Genomic DNA, 15,482 nt, shown 5'->3' on the forward strand with positions numbered 1-15,482 from the left:
CGCTGCGGCCCTGATCCCGATCGAAAATGACTCAGACGACTTCCCGCGAGGCGAGCACCCGGAGCGCCGCCCAGAGCTCCGCACGCGCATCAGGCGAGTCGAGGTCCAGCTGCAACAGACTCGCTGCCGTCTGCACGCGTGCCTTCAGCGTGTGCCGGTGGATACCGAGCTCGCTCGCGGCCGGGCTCGTCTGCCCGTGGTGTGCGAGCCACGTCGTGAGGCTTTCCTCGATGCGATCGTCATGCCGCTCATCGTGGTGCCGCACCGGCGCGAGCAGCGCGGCAGCACGTGCACCAGCCTCGGGTTGCGCGGCCAGCAGCCGCAGCACGCCACCGTGCAGCTCCGGCCGATACTCGACGGGAACCTCCGAGTCAGACCCCAGCGCGGCCTCGAGCGCTCGGTCCGCCTGGCCCACGAGCTCGCTGAGCCCAATCACGCCGCTCAGCGTGCCACGCTCAGAGATGCCGGCGGGAAGTCGATGCGCGACGAGCAGCCGCTTCACGGCAGGGAGGTGTCTGGTCTCCGTCACAATGAGCGGCGCGTCGGCATAGAGCGCACCGATGAGCCCGGGGCTCCCAGCATCGAGCGAGTAGAGATCCTCGGCAAAGCTCGGGTCCGGTTCGATCGGCCCCCGATAGCGAACGGCGGCGACGGCCCCGCTCGGGATCCGGATCAGGGCTCCCTCAGAGAGCCGCTCCGCGAGCGCGAACTGCTCCGCCACCAGCAGATGCAGGATCGCGCCACGGAGTGAGGCCTGCGCCGCGTCCATGCCACTGCGGTGCTCAAGCTGCACCGTTGCGAGGGCTCCCACAAGGCCAAGCAGGGTGCGCTCGGCGTTGTCGGGCACGCCGCGATCCTCGACGACGAGGACGCCAAGCACCTGCCCTTGCCGCCCAAGCGTCTGCATCTGGAGGCCACCCTCCGCGGCTTCGCCACCGATGCGCCCGGCGCTCAGACCGCGCGAGATCAGGTGCCGAGTTTCGCGTTGGATCCACTCGGCGCGCACCTGCGAGCGTGCGTCCTGCGGCGCGAACTCCACGAGGCGCCCCGAACGATCGGTGACGCCGACCCACTTGTTCAGTCGCGCTGCGGCCTCGCGAACCGCGGATCCCAATCCGTCTCGGTGCAGGGACGCCGCGGTCACTGCGCGCTGCGAGTCGATCGCCCAAATATCGCGGTCACGGGTCTGCGCGTCAATGAGTCGGGCGGCCGTCTGCACAATTTCGATGAATGCGGTGTCGTAGGGGACGCGGAAGAGCGGGAGTCCGAAGCGGTCGCACGCGGCGACGATGGGGGCGGGCACGCGATCCCAGTGCAGGCCGATGGCCACGCCGAGCGCGGTGACGCCCGCCTCAACGAGGCCCTGCACGTACGCATCGGCGTCGCGCTGCTCTTGCACCACGTCGAAGCGTGCGCCGGTCGTGAGGAGCACAGTGCGCGGCGTGAGAAACGGCGTGGGATCCTCGAGCTCGCTGACGTGCACCCACTGCACTGGGCGGCTCGCCGTCGTCTCGTCCGTGCCCGCGATGAGGACCAGCCCCAACTGGTATTGGTGCAGGAGCTCGCCGAGTTCGATCGTTGGATGCGGGGTGGCGGCGTCGCCTGCTCGGGCCGGTTCTCGCTGCATGAACGACTCCTTTCGTGCCACTGACGCGCCGATGCCGATGTGTCGAAAGCTGATCGGCGCACTCGCCATTCTGGCACATTGTGGAGGTGGGTGATGGCGTTATGCTGAAGCCGAATCATTTGGACGCGCGAGCGGGGTGCCGCCCGCGCGACAGCTACGCAAGGAGAATCACTCATGGTCGATGTCATCGGCGGCCCCTCGCTTCCGCAGGAGCGCAAGCTCGTTACCAGCATCCCCGGCCCGAAGTCGCAGGAGCTGCTCGCGCGCAAGAACGCTGCGGTTGCCGCTGGTGTTGGCGTGGCGCTCCCCGTCTCGATCGTTGCAGCAGGCGGCGGCGTCATGGTTGACGCCGACGGCAACTCGCTCATCGACCTGGGCTCCGGCATCGCCGTGACCGGTGTTGGCAACTCGGCTCCCGCCGTCGTCGAGGCTGTGACCGCGCAGGTTCAGCAGTTCACGCACACCTGCTTCACCGTAACCCCCTACGAGGGCTACGTGCAGGTTGCGGAGAAGCTCAACGAGCTGACCCCCGGTGATCACGAGAAGCGTTCGGCGCTCTTCAACTCGGGCGCAGAGGCAGTCGAGAACGCGATCAAGATCGCGCGTCACTACACCAAGAAGAACGGCGTCGTCGTCTTCGATCACGCTTACCACGGCCGCACCAACCTCACCATGGGCATGACCGCAAAGAACATGCCCTACAAGGATGGCTTCGGTCCCTTCGCTCCGGAGATCACCCGCGTTGCGACCTCCTACCCCTACCGCGACGGCCTGACCGGCGCTGAGGCAGCCGAGGTTGCGCTGACGCAGATCGAGAAGCAGGTCGGCGCTGCCAACCTCGCCGCGATCATCATCGAGCCCATCCAGGGTGAGGGCGGCTTCATCGCTCCCGCCGAGGGCTTCCTCCCCGCACTGCAGGAGTGGGCGACCGCCAACGGCGTTGTCTTCATCCTCGACGAGGTGCAGACCGGCTTCGCACGTACCGGTGATCTCTTCGCTGCAAACCACGAGGGTGTCGTTCCCGACCTCGTTACCACCGCAAAGGGCATCGCCGGTGGCCTGCCCCTGTCGGCTGTGACCGGCCGCGCCGAGATCATGGATTCCGCTCACGCGGGTGGCCTCGGTGGCACCTACACCGGTAGCCCGATCTCGTGCGCCGCTGCGCTCGCAACGATCGAGACCTACGAGAAGGAGAACCTCGCGGCTCGTGCCAGCGAGATCGGTGCAATCATCACCGAGTTCTTCACTGAGCTGCAGAAGACGGACGATCGCATCGGCGACATCCGTGGCCGCGGCGCAATGATGGCCGTCGAGTTCGTCGAGTCGGGCTCCATGAAGCCCGCCGCCGCGCTCACCGGTGCGATCGCGAAGCACGCAGCGAACGAGGGCGTCATCCTCCTTACCTGCGGCACCTACGGCAACGTGGTCCGCTTCCTCCCGCCGCTCTCGATCTCCGACGAGCTGCTCCGCGAGGGCCTGCAGATCGTTGCAGACGCCCTCAAGGCGAACGCCTAAGTCCACCCCGAAAGGACACTGAATTATGGCTCTGAAGCCCAACGAGCAGGAACTGCTCGACCGCGTCCAGTCCGGTCTTGGTATCGGCGGCACCTGGGAGCCCGCAACCTCGGGTGCAACGCTCGACGTGCACGATCCCGCCACCGGCGAGGTCATCAAGTCGATCGCTGACGCCACTGTCGAGGACGCCGTGCGCGCGCTCGATGCTGCCGTCGCCGCGCAGGACAGCTGGGCGGCAACGCCGGCCCGCGAGCGCTCGAACATCCTTCGTCGCACCTTCGACCTGCTCATGGAGCGCAAGGAGGAGTTCGCGCTCCTCATGAGCATGGAGATGGGCAAGCCCATCGCCGAGGCTCGTGGCGAGGTCAACTACGGTGGCGAGTTCCTGCGCTGGTTCTCGGAAGAGGCAGTCCGCGTGCAGGGTGACTACCGGCAGAACCCCGAGGGCACGGGCAACATGCTCGTCTCGCACCTCCCCGTGGGTCCGTGCTACTTCATCACCCCGTGGAACTTCCCCCTCGCGATGGCGACCCGCAAGATCGCTCCGGCGCTGGCCGCTGGCTGCACCGTGGTCATCAAGCCCGCCGCGCTGACGCCGCTTACCACCATCTTCTTCGCGCAGCTGCTCGAAGAGGCCGGCCTCCCCGCCGGTGTGGTCAACGTCGTCGCAACCTCGAAGTCGAGCGCACAGTCGAGCGCGATCCTCTCGGATCCCCGACTCCGCAAGCTCAGCTTCACCGGCTCGACCCCCGTGGGTGTCAAGCTGCTTGAGGCTGCTGCGCAGAACGTACTCCGGACCTCGATGGAGCTCGGCGGCAACGCTCCCTTCATCGTGTTCGAGGACGCCGATCTGGATCGCGCGGTCGAGGGTGCAATGCTCGCGAAGTTCCGCAACATCGGTCAGGCCTGCACCGCAGCCAACCGCGTGATCGTGCACGAGTCGGTCGCGGACGAGTTCGTGCGCCGCGTGAGCGAGAAGGTCGCTGCCTTCTCGGTCGGCCGTGGCGCCGAGGAGGGCTTCGACATCGGCGCCCTCGTCGACGAGAAGGCCGTCGCGAACACGGCGCGCCTGGTGCAGGACGCAGTGGACACCGGCGCAACGGTCGTCACCGGTGGCGAGGCGATCGAGGGTCCGGGCAGCTTCTTCCAGCCCACCGTCGTCGATCACCTCACCCCGCAGTCGGCGATCATGCGCGAGGAGATCTTCGGACCCCTCCTCGGCGTGATCCGCTTCTCCACTGAGGAGGAGGCTGTTGAGATCGCGAACAACACCGAGTACGGCCTCATCAGCTACGTCTTCACGGAGAACATCCACCGTGGGCACCGCATGATCGAGAAGCTCGAGAGCGGCATGATGGGCCTGAACACGGGCCTCGTCTCGAACGCTGCAGCGCCCTTCGGTGGCCTGAAGCAGTCGGGCCTCGGCCGCGAGGGCGGCTTCGAGGGCATCCACGAGTTCCTCTCGTCGAAGTACACTCTGCTGCCGCGCTAGTCGCGTCACAACACAGCGGGCTCCGGGATCACCTGATCTCGGGGCCCGCTGTGCGTTCTGCCTGGCGGCCTTTCGGCCTACGCGGTGGTGAGCTCGGCGCGCACTGTGTCGAGTCGCTCCTGCACCTCGGAGATACGCGCCGCCGAGATGCCAGCCACCTCGGCAAACTCCGGCCAGCGCGCCACTGCATCCCCAACCTCGCTCAGGACCGCGCGGGCTCCGGGAACGGCGAACTGGTCGGCGAGGGTGAGGAGATCCCGTGCGGTGATGTACTCGAAGCGGCCATTTACCGACATGAGGTGCTGCCGTAGCCACACACTCGATGGGCTGTACGCGAATGTGAGGTCGTACGCGGGGGAGAGCCGCCAAGCGCCATCCTGCGCCATCGTGAAGGCGTGATTCTTTGTGTGATCGTCGTTGTTCGCGGCGAGCACGTTGAAGCAGGCGCGCCGGAAGAGCTGCTCGCCGACTTCAAGCCCCAGTTCTTCTGCCACAAGGAAGAGCGTCGCGTAGTCATGCGTGCCCAGAGCATTGAAGTCTGCGCCCGCGAGCGCACAGAGCGACTGCATGTGCAGGCGATCGCCCGTGGTGCCGGGTCGGTCGAAGCGGCGCGTCATGAAGTGGGCGCGGCCGCCCTCCTCGAGCAATCGACACTCGGCCATTTCGATCCCGGCGGCGCCGGCCATGAGGGCGTAGGCATACTCTGTTCGACCGTACTCACCCGTCGCTCCGAGCTGAGTATCCGATCCGACGCCGTCAAACTTGAGCAGCCATTGCTCGAAGCCTGCGGGGGCAGCGATGCCACCCGCGCGAATCTCGTCGCTCTCCCGGTTCCAGGCGATGATCGCTTTTGGGCGTGCGCCGCCCGCCGAACTGCCGACCTGGAGGAGATCATTCACGGCGCTCGTGCGTGTGGTGGGATCGAGCGAGCCGTGCACAGCGGCGCGCGCGGCCTCCACCAGCTGCCCGAGCTCGAGTGAAGAAGCCGCCGCGCCGGGTGACTGCGCGGGGTGGAACGTGAGCGCGCCGAGTGCCCGCTCGCCGACGTAGGCGAGCCGATCGATCGGGCGCACGTCACTGGGCAAGATGCCCTGGCGGGCGAGCGCCGCCGCGATCACCGAGTTGCCGAAGCGATCGGGGGCCGAGTCCGCGATGAGCGGTGGCAGTCCGTGGAACGTCTCCTCTGGGAGCTCTGGAAAGGACCAGATCCTGCCGCGCGGGATCGTGGGCATGAGGAGCGGCGAGAGCTCGCGGTCGCGCCACCCGGGCGCATACTCGAATGCGGCGACCCCGCCGCGCCCACTGGAGAGCGCGCCGACGGTTTCGCCCCAGGCGCGGACTTCGAGAACGTCTACCCGCATGAATGTCATGCTTCCGCCCCCCGCCGCGGGCGGATCCCGCGCTCGCGTTCCTGCTGCTCGCGGAGGAGCGACATGGGGCTCGGGCCCGGATCTGGCGCGAGCTCATCGAGCCAGTCGCTGCGGCCGAGCGCACGGACAACCCTGATGAGGGTCGCGAGGCTGGACCCTTCGCCGCGCTCGAGCGCGCTCACCGAGTTGCGGTTGATGTTCGCTCGGCGGGCAAGCTCCGCCTGTGACCACTGCTCGGCGCGGCGAGCGCGTCGCAGCTGCTCGCCGATGTGCGCTTCCCACCGCTCCGTGGTCCAGCGGCGCTTGACTAAATTATTGGGCATAGCGCAAGATTACGCCCATTCTGCATAACTTTCTAGGAGGCTTCGGGTTCTGACCACCAGAGTGCGGTCTCTCCGTAGCGCTTCTCGCGCACGGGGACGAGCCCTGCTGGAAGGGTGGGCTCGGGGCTTCGCGAGCTGCGCTCAACCAGTACCGCGGCATCGGGCGCCAAGAGGGGGAGCAGCGCTGTCAGGTTGCCGGTGAGCTCTTCTTCGCCGAGGTCGTAGGGCGGATCGAGCAGCGCGACGTCCCACAAGGCGCGCTCACCGCGCGCGTGCGCGTCGTCGAGGTAGCCCTGCACTGACTGCCGCGCGACCGTGATTTCCGGCGAGTCGCCACCGCGAAAGGCGCCGAGTACGGTGCGCACGTTCTGGGACGCGACCTGAGCCGCCGGCGCGTGTTTTTCGACGAGCGCAATGCGCCGCGCGCCACGACTTGCGGCCTCGAGCCCCAGCGCACCGGACCCCGCGTAGAGGTCGAGGACGCGTGCTTCGCGCACGAGATCCCACGACTCAAGGGTGGAGAAGATCGCCTCGCGGACGCGATCGCTCGTCGGTCTGGTCCCGGCCTTCGGAACGGCGAGTCGGAGCGAACCGGCCGCCCCCGCAATGATTCTGGTCACTCTCCGAGGGTAGCGTGGACTCGCGCGCACACGCGCAGTGTCAGTGGTCGACGCTACGCTGGAGGCATGTCCCAGGTCACTCTCGAGACGAGTCTCGCCGGCGTTGTGGGCGCTCGCACCGCGAAGCCGCTGGAGAAGTCGTTTGGCATGCAGACCGTCGGTGATCTCGTACTCCACGTGCCGCGGCGCTATTCCCGGCGTGGCGAGCTCACCCCGCTCTCCGGCCTGCCGCTTGGTGAGCAGATCACGGTGGTCGCGCAGGTCCTCGATGTGCGCACCCGATTCATGCAGCGCCGGCGAGGCAGCATCCTCGAGGTGCGCATCACCGATGGGACCGGTTCTCTCACCCTGACCTTCTTCAACCAGGAGTGGCGGGCGAAAGACCTCATCTCGGGGCGCCGCGGCATCTTCGCGGGGAAGGTGAGTGAGTATCGCGGGCAGCTCCAGCTCCAGCACCCCGAGTACGAACTGTTTGACAACCGCGACGACGCGCCAGGCGGGGAGCAGCTGGACGAGGCCGCGGCGAAGGCATGGGCGGAGACGCCGGTACCGATCTACCCGGCGACCGCGCAGATGCCCAGTTGGACCGTGCAGCGCGCCGTTGAGCTCGCGCTCGACGCGCTCGCGCCAGTGTCCGACCCGCTTCCTGCTGCCCTCGTGCGGAGCGAGGGTCTCATGCCGTACCACCGCGCGCTCGAGCTCGTGCACCGGCCGCAGCACGACGCAGACTGGCGTGGTGCGCGGGAGAGCCTACGGTTCCGTGAGGCGTTCGAGCTGCAACTCGCGCTCCTCGACCGGCGTCGGCGTGCAGCCGCCCAGCAGAGCACCCCGCGCCCACTGGGCGGAGCAGCACTCGAGCGCTTCGACGCTGAGTTGCCGTTCGAACTGACGGGCGATCAGCGGCGCGCGGGCGCGGCGATTGCTGCAGACCTTGCGGAGCCGCATCCCATGCACCGATTGCTGCAGGGTGAGGTGGGCTCGGGCAAGACACTCGTTGCGCTGCGGGCAATGCTGCAGGTCGCGGGAAGCGGTGGGCAAAGCGCGCTTCTCGCGCCCACGGAGGTGCTTGCCGCGCAGCACTTCCGTTCGATCTGCGAGGCCCTCGGGCCGGAGCTCACCGAGTCGCTGAGCCCGGTACTCCTCACCGGTCGTATGCCCGCCGCGGAGCGCAAGCGCACGCTGCTCGCGATCGCGGCGGGTGCTGCGCAGATCGCGGTCGGCACGCACGCGCTGCTCGGAGATGCGGTGATGTTCGCGGACCTCGGGCTCATCGTCGTCGACGAGCAGCACCGCTTCGGCGTCGAGCAACGTGAAACCCTCCGGCAGAAGGGGGCACAGCCGCATGTGCTCGCGATGACCGCGACACCCATCCCACGAACCGTCGCGCTGACGGCATTTGGCGACCTCGAAGTGACGACGATTCGCGAGCTTCCGCCTGGTCGATTGGGCATCGAGACGTTCACGGTGCCCGAACTCGAGATGCCCGCGCGCGCCGCCCGTGTGTGGGCGCGCGCGGTGGAAGACATTCATGCCGGGCGGCAGGTGTACGTGGTCTGCCCCGCAATCGCGGCGGACGAGGTTGAAGCGGGGGAGGAGCTGGAGCCGGAAGCTGACGGCGAGTCTGCCGTGAGCGGCGTGCGCGGTGACGGAGCCACTCCGCGTCCCCTCGCGAATGTCGCCGATACGGTAGCCGAGCTGCAAGCGCGTCCGGACTTCGCCGGGATCTCGATCGCCGGGCTCCACGGCGGCATGCCTGGGCCCGAGAAAGATCAGATCATGCGCGCCTTCGCGGATGGCCAGATCCAACTGCTTGTCGCGACCACCGTGATCGAGGTCGGCGTGAACGTGCCGAACGCGACCATCATGATCGTTCGAGACGCGGATCGCTTCGGCATCTCGCAGCTCCACCAGTTGCGTGGCCGGGTGGGACGAGGCGCCCACGCGGGGTTGTGTCTCCTCATGACTGCGGCTGAGCAGGGCTCCGTTGCGCGTGAACGAATCGACGCGATCGCGGCGACGACAGATGGGTTCGCGCTCGCGGAGGTCGACCTCGAACTGCGTCGGGAGGGCGACATCCTCGGCACAGAGCAGTCGGGTGGCCGCTCGACTCTCCGCCTGTTGCGCGTGGTCGAGCACGGGGATCTCATCGTGCACACGCGTGAACTTGCGGCGGCGCTGCTCGACCACGATCCTGAGCTTGAGACCGCCCCTGAACTCGCCGCGATCCTTGCGAGCGAGCGCGAGGCTGGGCATCTCGACAACCTCGCGAAGTCCTAGCGCCTCCGCGAAACGGACTTTCATACCCAGGTACCACTGGGCAAGGCACCGACGGCTGATGCGCGGCGCCGCACGAGAATCTACCTTGGAACTATCGCCGGGAGTCCGGCAGCAGATTTCAAGGAGGCACCATGATTGAGGCACGCGGCCTGAGCAAGCGGTACGGCGGCAAGCTTGCCGTCGATGACGTGAGCTTCACGATTCAGCCCGGCCAGGTGACGGGGTTCCTCGGCCCGAATGGCGCAGGCAAATCGACGAGCATGCGGCTCATGGTTGGGCTCGACCGGCCCACCGCAGGCACGGTCACGATTCATGGGCGCCGGTACGTCGACCTGCCGGCTCCGCTCCACGAAGTGGGAGCGCTCCTCGACGCGAAGGGCGTGCACCCCGGGCGCACAGCCCGCAGCCACCTCCGCGCGCTTGCGGCAACACACCGCATCCCGGAGCGGCGCGTGCACGAGGTGCTCGAGCAGACGGGTCTCGGCGCGGTCGCCAACAAGCGGGTAGGCGGCTTCTCGCTCGGCATGGGGCAGCGACTCGGCATCGCCGCGGCACTGCTCGGTGATCCGCGCGTGCTGATCCTTGACGAGCCGGTCAACGGGCTCGACCCCGACGGTGTGCTCTGGGTGCGCCAGCTCGTGCGCCACCTCGCGAGCGAGGGGCGCACGGTGCTCCTGTCGAGCCACCTCATGAGCGAGATGGCGCAGACCGCGGACCACGTGATTGTGCTGGGCCGTGGCCGTGTGGTCGCTGACGCCCCCATTGGCGAGTTCATCTCCGCGGGGCGGCAGCAGCGCGTCACGGTGCGCAGCCCCGAAGCGGCGCGGCTTGCCTCACTGCTCATGTCGGTGCCGAACACGACGGCAACGCTCGAGCCGGCTGGAGACGAGTCATTCACCGTGGGGGGACTGTCTGCACCGGAGATCGGTGGTGTCGCGGCAGCGCACGGCATCGTGCTGCACGAGCTTAGCCCAGTTGCGGCGAGCCTCGAGGACGCCTACCTGGACCTCACCCGTTCCGAGCTCGAGTACGCGACCGCGTAGTCGCGCGTCGCCTCAGCTCTTTGGCAGACAAGCCCTAAGGACTTTCATCATGACTTCAACGCTCATTATCGACGGCAGCTCGGCGCCCGCGCCGGGCCCCACTGGTGCCACCCGCGTACCGCTGCCCGGTCCGGGGCAGACGTTCGGCGGCGTCCTGCGCAGCGAACGTATTAAGCTGTCTTCGCTCCTCTCGGTGCGACTGACCCTTCTGATTACCGTGCTCTCCGGGCTGGGGATCAGCACGCTCATGGCCGTGCTCATGAGCGGCGAGATCCGCGACGGCAATGCGGGAATGTTTAGTGCCGGGGGCGAAGGCCTTCAGAGCTACCTCCTCATGTCGAGCACGCTGTCGGCGCCATTCCTGGCACTCATCTTTGGTGTGCTTGGTGTCTTCGCGATCTCGAGCGAGTATTCAAGTGGCATGATCCTGTCGACGCTGACCGCGGTGCCGAAGCGTACGCCGGTGTTCGTGGCGAAGGCGCTCGTGCTCGCGGCGCTCTCCGCACTCACGGCGGCGCTCCTCGTGCTCGGTGGGCTTGCGGTCGCGGTGCTCTGCCTGCCCGACGCGGCGGCTCAGCTCGGTACCACCCCCGTGATCTCCGGTGCGCTCGGAACCATCGCGTACCTGGTGCTCATCGCGCTCTTTGCATTCGGCGTTGCGGCGCTGCTGCGCTCCACCGCCGGTGGCGTTGCTGTGGTCGCTGGAATCACCTTCGTGATGCCCATTGTCTTCCAGGTGCTCAGCATCACGGGTTGGGAATGGGTCGGCACCGCAAGCATGTACCTCCCCACCCCGCTCGGTGGAACCCTCTCGCAGGGCCTGACCACCATGCCCATGGAACCCGGGTACTGGGTGGCACTCACCGCAATGGTCATCTGGGCCGCGGTCACGGTCGTGCCCGCAGCGATCTTGTTCAAGCGACGCGACGCTCGCTAGCGCTCAGACGCCGCTCGCGGCGAAGAAGTTAGGCTAGGGGGATGATCAGCGAAGCCGAAGTGCGGCTCCCGCGAGCGCCCGGCGTGATACGCCGGGCGCTCGCGGCGCACCCCGTTGTCGTTGACGTGTTTATCGTCGTCTGGTTCGTGTTGGGCAGTCTGTTCGGCGTACTGCTCGATCTGCTTTCGGCGGCGAACTGGAGTGGCACCGCTGACCCGGAAACATGGTTCGGCGTGCCCAGGTATCTCGAGTGGCCGCTCTGGCCGCTCACCGCGATTCGTGTCGCAGTGGTCGCGACGGCGCTGTTCTTCCGGCGCCGGTACCCGCTCGCGGGGCTCATCGTTGTGGTGCTTGTGATGTTCGGCGAGCAGGGCATGCAGGGGTTTGCCAACGGGGTTGCACTGCTCTTCATGATCTACGCGGTTCCGGTTTACCGCAGCGTCTCGGCGGGCTGGCTCGGCTACGGCATCGCGGTCGTGGGGAGCCTGCTGCAGCTTGCGCTCGACTCTCGCCGTGCCGCGCAGCAGCTCGCGCAAACCGGGCCCGCGGGGATGATCAGCGCAGACATGGGCATCGTGCGTTCACCCACTGAGTTTCTCGGGATCAGCCTGCTGACCGCACTGTGGCTGCTCGCCATCCTTATGCTCGGCATCAACCTGGGCAACCGACGACGCTACCTGGAGGCAATCATCGACCGTGCCCACCAGCTGGCACGCGAGCGCCATCAGCTTGCGCAACTTGCAGTGGCGGAGGAACGCTCGCGTATCGCCCGCGAGATGCACGACATCGTGGCGCACTCGGTGTCAGTCATGATCGCGCTTTCGGAGGGAGCGGCACGTGCGGCGGAGGCCGCGCCGGAAGCCGCTGCTGACGCGATGCACCGAAGCGCGGAGACTGGCCGCACCGCGCTTGGTGAAATGCGGCGACTGCTTGGCGCGCTCCATGCGCCCGAGGATCGGGCAGAGCTCGTCCCGCAGCCTGGCGTGCAGGAGCTGCCAGAACTGGTGCAGAGCTTCACGAGTGCGGGCCTGCGAGTCTCCCTCACCGTCTCAGGCAGTGCCTCGGGTGACCGGGGGCAGGAGCTCGCCGTGTACCGCGTGGTGCAGGAGGGGCTCACGAACGTCCTGCGCTACGCAGGCACGGGAGCGCGAGCCACCGTCGAGGTTGCGCGCTACCCAGACCGCACAAGCGTGGAGGTACGTGACTATGGCCGCGCAGCAGGTTCCGTGCGCCCCGTTGTGGGCGTGGGCTCTGGCCGCGGGCTTGCTGGTCTCAGCGAACGCGCGCGCGTGTTTGGCGGCCACATCGAATCGGGGCCGGTCACGGAGGCCGGAGGCGGCGGCTGGCGCCTCTGGGCGGTTCTCCCCGTGAGTGCTGCCGCTCGCACGCCGCACCCCGAAGTTTCATCCGAGCGCGGTGCGCCGCGCAAACCCGAGGAGCAGACCGAATGACCGACACCCCGATTCGCGTGATGCTGGTCGATGATCAAGAACTCATTCGTACGGGATTCCGTCTCGTGCTGCTGGGGGAGCCCGGAATCGACGTGGTCGCCGAGGCGAGCGACGGCGAGGAGGCGCTGGCAAGCCTCGGGCGGCTCGAGCAAGCGGGCGCGGGCTGCGACATCGTGCTCATGGATGTGCGCATGCCCGGGATGAACGGCATTGACGCGACCCGGGCAGTCGTTGAGCGTTTTCCAGACGTGCGTGTGGTTGTGCTCACCACTTTCGATCTTGACGAGTACGCGACCGGAGCCATCCAGGCAGGTGCGAGTGGCTTCCTGCTGAAGGATGCGCGTCCCACCGAGCTCGTTGATGCGATCCGTCGTGTCGCCGCGGGAGACGCGACGATGGCACCGAGCGTCACGAAGCGACTCCTTGAACAGCTGCGCCTGAATGGCACGTTGCCCCAGGAAGGCGTTGCAGCACCCAGCTTCGGCTTCGCAATGTCGATGGAGGCGCCCGCGGTCGCGGGGATTGCGCCCGAGCTTGAGGTGCTCACTGAGCGGGAGCTCGATGTGCTCCGGCTCATCGCTGAGGGAAAAAACAATGGCGAGATCAGCGGGGAACTCTTCCTCTCAGAATCTACGGTGAAGACCCACGTGGGGCGTGTGCTTGCGAAGCTCCAACTGCGTGACCGTGTACACGCCGTGATCTTCGCAAAACAGCACGGACTCTAGAGGCTGGGCGGCTAGGCTAGTCGCATGAGTAAGATCGCAGTCGTCCCCGGATCGTTTGATCCCGTGACCCTGGGGCATCTCGATGTCATCCGGCGAGCAGCCGGCGTGTTCGATGAGGTGCACGTGCTCGTCGTGCACAACCCGGGCAAAAACGCCATGCTGCCGCTCTCTGAGCGCGTCGGTTTGATCAAGAAGTCCCTCGAAGAAGACCCGGATATTCCGGACAACATCCTTGTCGCCTCGTGGTCGGTCGGCCTGCTGGTCGACTACTGCACCGAGGTCGGGGCGTCGGTCCTCGTAAAGGGCATTCGCTCCCAGATCGATGTGGCGTACGAGACGCCGATGGTGTTGATGAACCGCAGCCTCGCCGGTGTCGAGACGGTGTTCATGCTGCCCGACCCGGCGCACGCGCACGTGTCAAGCACACTGGTGCGGCAGGTGGCCTCGCTCGGCGGCGACGTAAGCCCGTACGTCCCGCCCGCGGTTGCGCGCTTCCTGGACAAGAAGCGGCCTGCCTGATGGCCGGGGGAGAGGCCGTGGCGAACGGCCGCGGGGCAGCAAGCCGTGTGTTCCAGGAGAGCATTCGCGACATTCTGAATCGCCCGGGCGAGATGCGTGAGCGCTCACGCACGATCTCGCTGCCTGAAAAGTGGGGCGAGGCACTCGCTGAAATCCCCGCAGGGGCTGAGATCGAGCTCGATGTGCGGCTCGAATCGGTGCACGAAGGGATCCTGGTATCGGCGGAGGCGCGCACGACGATGCACGCTGAGTGCGGTCGATGCCTGAAAGATTTCACCACGCCGTTTCAAGTCGAGTTTCAGGAGCTTTTCGCGTATACTCCTACGGAGGCCGACGAGTATGAGGTTCACGGTGATCACGTGGATCTTGAACCTCCGCTCCGAGACGCGGTAGTGCTTGCACTTCCGTTCCAGCCTGTGTGTCGCCCGGACTGCCCGGGACTCGATCCCGAGTCCGGTGAGCTGCGCGAGGCATCGGCTGCGGCGGTGCCTGATGTGGAAATTGATCCGCGTTGGGCGGCGCTGGCTGGTTTTGATGCCAGTGCTGAGACCGTCACGGCTGAACTAGAACCTGGCTCGGGGGAACATCCCGGGTCTGAAAGCAAGTAGGAAAGAGAACATCATGGCTGTTCCCAAGCGGAAGATGTCGCGCTCGAACACCCGTCACCGCCGTTCGGCATGGAAGGCCGCTGTGCCTTCGCTGGTCAAGACCGTTGAGAACGGCAAGACCGTGTACAGCCTGCCGCACCGCGCTCGCGTGGTCGAGGACTCGCAGGGCACCCCCCTGTTCCTCGAGTACAAGGGCCGCAAGGTCGCTGACATCTAAGACTGCCGCGTGAACGGGAACGAATCATCGCTCCCGCGCACCGACCGCAAGAAGCCGTCGGGGTCCCCTCTGGGTGGCCTCGACGGCTTTCTTGTTTCACTCGGTGTTGCGGTTGAGCCGGAACTCGGACAGCTCGCTCTGACCCACCGCTCGTGGGCGTACGAGCACGGCGGTGCCCCGCACAACGAGCGCCTCGAATTTCTCGGCGACTCCATCCTTGGTCAGGCAGTGACGGTCAAGCTGTATCGCGACTACCCAGAACTGAGCGAGGGCGAACTCGCCAAGCGTCGAGCTGCGCTCGTATCCTCGGTGGCGCTCGCAGAGTTGGCGCGCGACCTCGGCGTGGGCGCCGTCCTTCTGCTCGGCAAGGGTGAGGAGCTCACCGGCGGCCGTGAGAAGGATTCTCTCCTCGCGGATGCTGTGGAGGCGCTCATCGGTGCTGTGTATCTCTCGGCCGGCCCCGCGGAGGCTGAGCGCTTTGTGCTCGGGCTTGTGGACACGCTGCTCGCTGATCCCGATCGATTCACGGATGCGCTCGATCCGAAGACCGCGCTCCAGCAGGAAGCCGGGAAGCGTGGCCTGCCGCACCCGCCGTACGAAACCTACGGCACCGGGCCCGATCACGACCGGCGCTACACCGCGCACGTCAAGATCGCCGGGGTAGCGGGCCGGGGCTCGGGGACGAGCAAGAAGAACGCTGAGCTCGCCGCCGCGCGCGACGCGCTCGCCAAGCTGCGGCAACGCGCAGGCTAGCCCAC

The 15,482-nt window shown here is 67.0% G+C and carries 15 protein-coding genes; 11 read left to right on the plus strand and 4 right to left on the minus strand.

All coding sequences use genetic code 11. From position 1 onward, the window contains the following. Positions 1 to 31: 31 nt before the first annotated feature. A complete protein-coding gene (locus D3226_RS13095) occupies positions 32 to 1,627 on the minus strand; it encodes a PucR family transcriptional regulator (protein WP_202383053.1) in 1,596 nt (531 codons plus the stop codon). 174 nt (positions 1,628 to 1,801) lie between these two features. Between D3226_RS13095 and gabT the strand changes: the two genes are divergently transcribed. Continuing rightward, positions 1,802 to 3,142: a 4-aminobutyrate--2-oxoglutarate transaminase gene (gene gabT, locus D3226_RS13100; protein ID WP_202383054.1), complete on the plus strand. Its 1,341-nt coding sequence runs from the start codon at positions 1,802 to 1,804 to the stop codon at positions 3,140 to 3,142. A 25-nt stretch (positions 3,143 to 3,167) separates the two neighbouring features. Beyond that, positions 3,168 to 4,634 carry an NAD-dependent succinate-semialdehyde dehydrogenase gene (locus tag D3226_RS13105; protein WP_202383055.1) on the plus strand — a complete coding sequence of 489 codons (1,467 nt, stop codon included), beginning with the start codon at positions 3,168 to 3,170 and terminating at the stop codon, positions 4,632 to 4,634. A 77-nt stretch (positions 4,635 to 4,711) separates the two neighbouring features. Here D3226_RS13105 and D3226_RS13110 read toward each other — a convergent pair whose 3' ends face one another. Genes D3226_RS13110 through D3226_RS13120 form a run of 3 tightly spaced genes read right to left on the minus strand, consistent with a single transcriptional unit; the run spans position 4,712 to position 6,947 of the window. Next, the gene (locus tag D3226_RS13110; protein WP_202383056.1) at positions 4,712 to 5,995 is read right to left on the minus strand and encodes a type II toxin-antitoxin system HipA family toxin; all 1,284 of its coding nucleotides are present in this window, start codon (positions 5,993 to 5,995) and stop codon (positions 4,712 to 4,714) included. 5 nt (positions 5,996 to 6,000) lie between these two features. Continuing rightward, positions 6,001 to 6,327 (minus strand): helix-turn-helix transcriptional regulator, encoded by a 327-nt coding sequence (locus D3226_RS13115; protein WP_202383057.1) that lies wholly within the window; start codon positions 6,325 to 6,327, stop codon positions 6,001 to 6,003. 32 nt (positions 6,328 to 6,359) lie between these two features. After that, entirely contained in the window at positions 6,360 to 6,947 is a 588-nt protein-coding gene (locus D3226_RS13120) for an RsmD family RNA methyltransferase (protein WP_202383058.1), read from the minus strand. A gap of 66 nt (positions 6,948 to 7,013) precedes the next feature. Here D3226_RS13120 and D3226_RS13125 point away from each other — a divergent pair, with 66 nt between their 5' ends. The 9 genes from D3226_RS13125 (at position 7,014) to rnc (ending at position 15,477) form a co-directional block, all read left to right on the plus strand. After that, positions 7,014 to 9,224 (plus strand): ATP-dependent DNA helicase RecG, encoded by a 2,211-nt coding sequence (locus D3226_RS13125; RefSeq protein WP_202383059.1) that lies wholly within the window; start codon positions 7,014 to 7,016, stop codon positions 9,222 to 9,224. Between the two features lie 131 nt (positions 9,225 to 9,355). Then, on the plus strand, positions 9,356 to 10,267 hold the full coding sequence (locus D3226_RS13130; RefSeq protein WP_202383060.1) for an ABC transporter ATP-binding protein: 912 nt from the start codon (positions 9,356 to 9,358) through the stop codon (positions 10,265 to 10,267). 49 nt (positions 10,268 to 10,316) lie between these two features. After that, positions 10,317 to 11,204 carry an ABC transporter permease gene (locus D3226_RS13135; protein WP_202383061.1) on the plus strand — a complete coding sequence of 296 codons (888 nt, stop codon included), beginning with the start codon at positions 10,317 to 10,319 and terminating at the stop codon, positions 11,202 to 11,204. Positions 11,205 to 11,245: 41 nt separating this feature from the next. Beyond that, positions 11,246 to 12,655, plus strand: a complete 1,410-nt coding sequence (locus D3226_RS13140; protein ID WP_202383062.1) for a sensor histidine kinase — start codon at positions 11,246 to 11,248, stop codon at positions 12,653 to 12,655. Further along, entirely contained in the window at positions 12,652 to 13,380 is a 729-nt protein-coding gene (locus D3226_RS13145; protein WP_202383063.1) for a response regulator, read from the plus strand. Before D3226_RS13140 ends, D3226_RS13145 begins: the two co-directional genes overlap by 4 nt. Before the next feature lie 24 nt (positions 13,381 to 13,404). After that, positions 13,405 to 13,899 carry a pantetheine-phosphate adenylyltransferase gene (gene coaD / locus D3226_RS13150; RefSeq protein ID WP_202383064.1) on the plus strand — a complete coding sequence of 165 codons (495 nt, stop codon included), beginning with the start codon at positions 13,405 to 13,407 and terminating at the stop codon, positions 13,897 to 13,899. Continuing rightward, positions 13,899 to 14,507, plus strand: a complete 609-nt coding sequence (locus D3226_RS13155; protein WP_202383065.1) for a YceD family protein — start codon at positions 13,899 to 13,901, stop codon at positions 14,505 to 14,507. The genes coaD and D3226_RS13155 overlap by 1 nt, the downstream gene beginning before the upstream one ends. Before the next feature lie 13 nt (positions 14,508 to 14,520). Then, entirely contained in the window at positions 14,521 to 14,724 is a 204-nt protein-coding gene (gene rpmF / locus D3226_RS13160; RefSeq protein WP_202383066.1) for a 50S ribosomal protein L32, read from the plus strand. A 69-nt stretch (positions 14,725 to 14,793) separates the two neighbouring features. Then, positions 14,794 to 15,477, plus strand: coding sequence for a ribonuclease III (rnc, locus tag D3226_RS13165; protein WP_237462909.1), 684 nt, complete (start codon positions 14,794 to 14,796; stop codon positions 15,475 to 15,477). The last annotated feature ends 5 nt before the right edge of the window (positions 15,478 to 15,482 follow it).

This window comes from Leucobacter chromiireducens subsp. chromiireducens, from assembly GCF_016758255.1.
Taxonomy (GTDB): Bacteria; Actinomycetota; Actinomycetes; order Actinomycetales; family Microbacteriaceae; genus Leucobacter; species Leucobacter chromiireducens.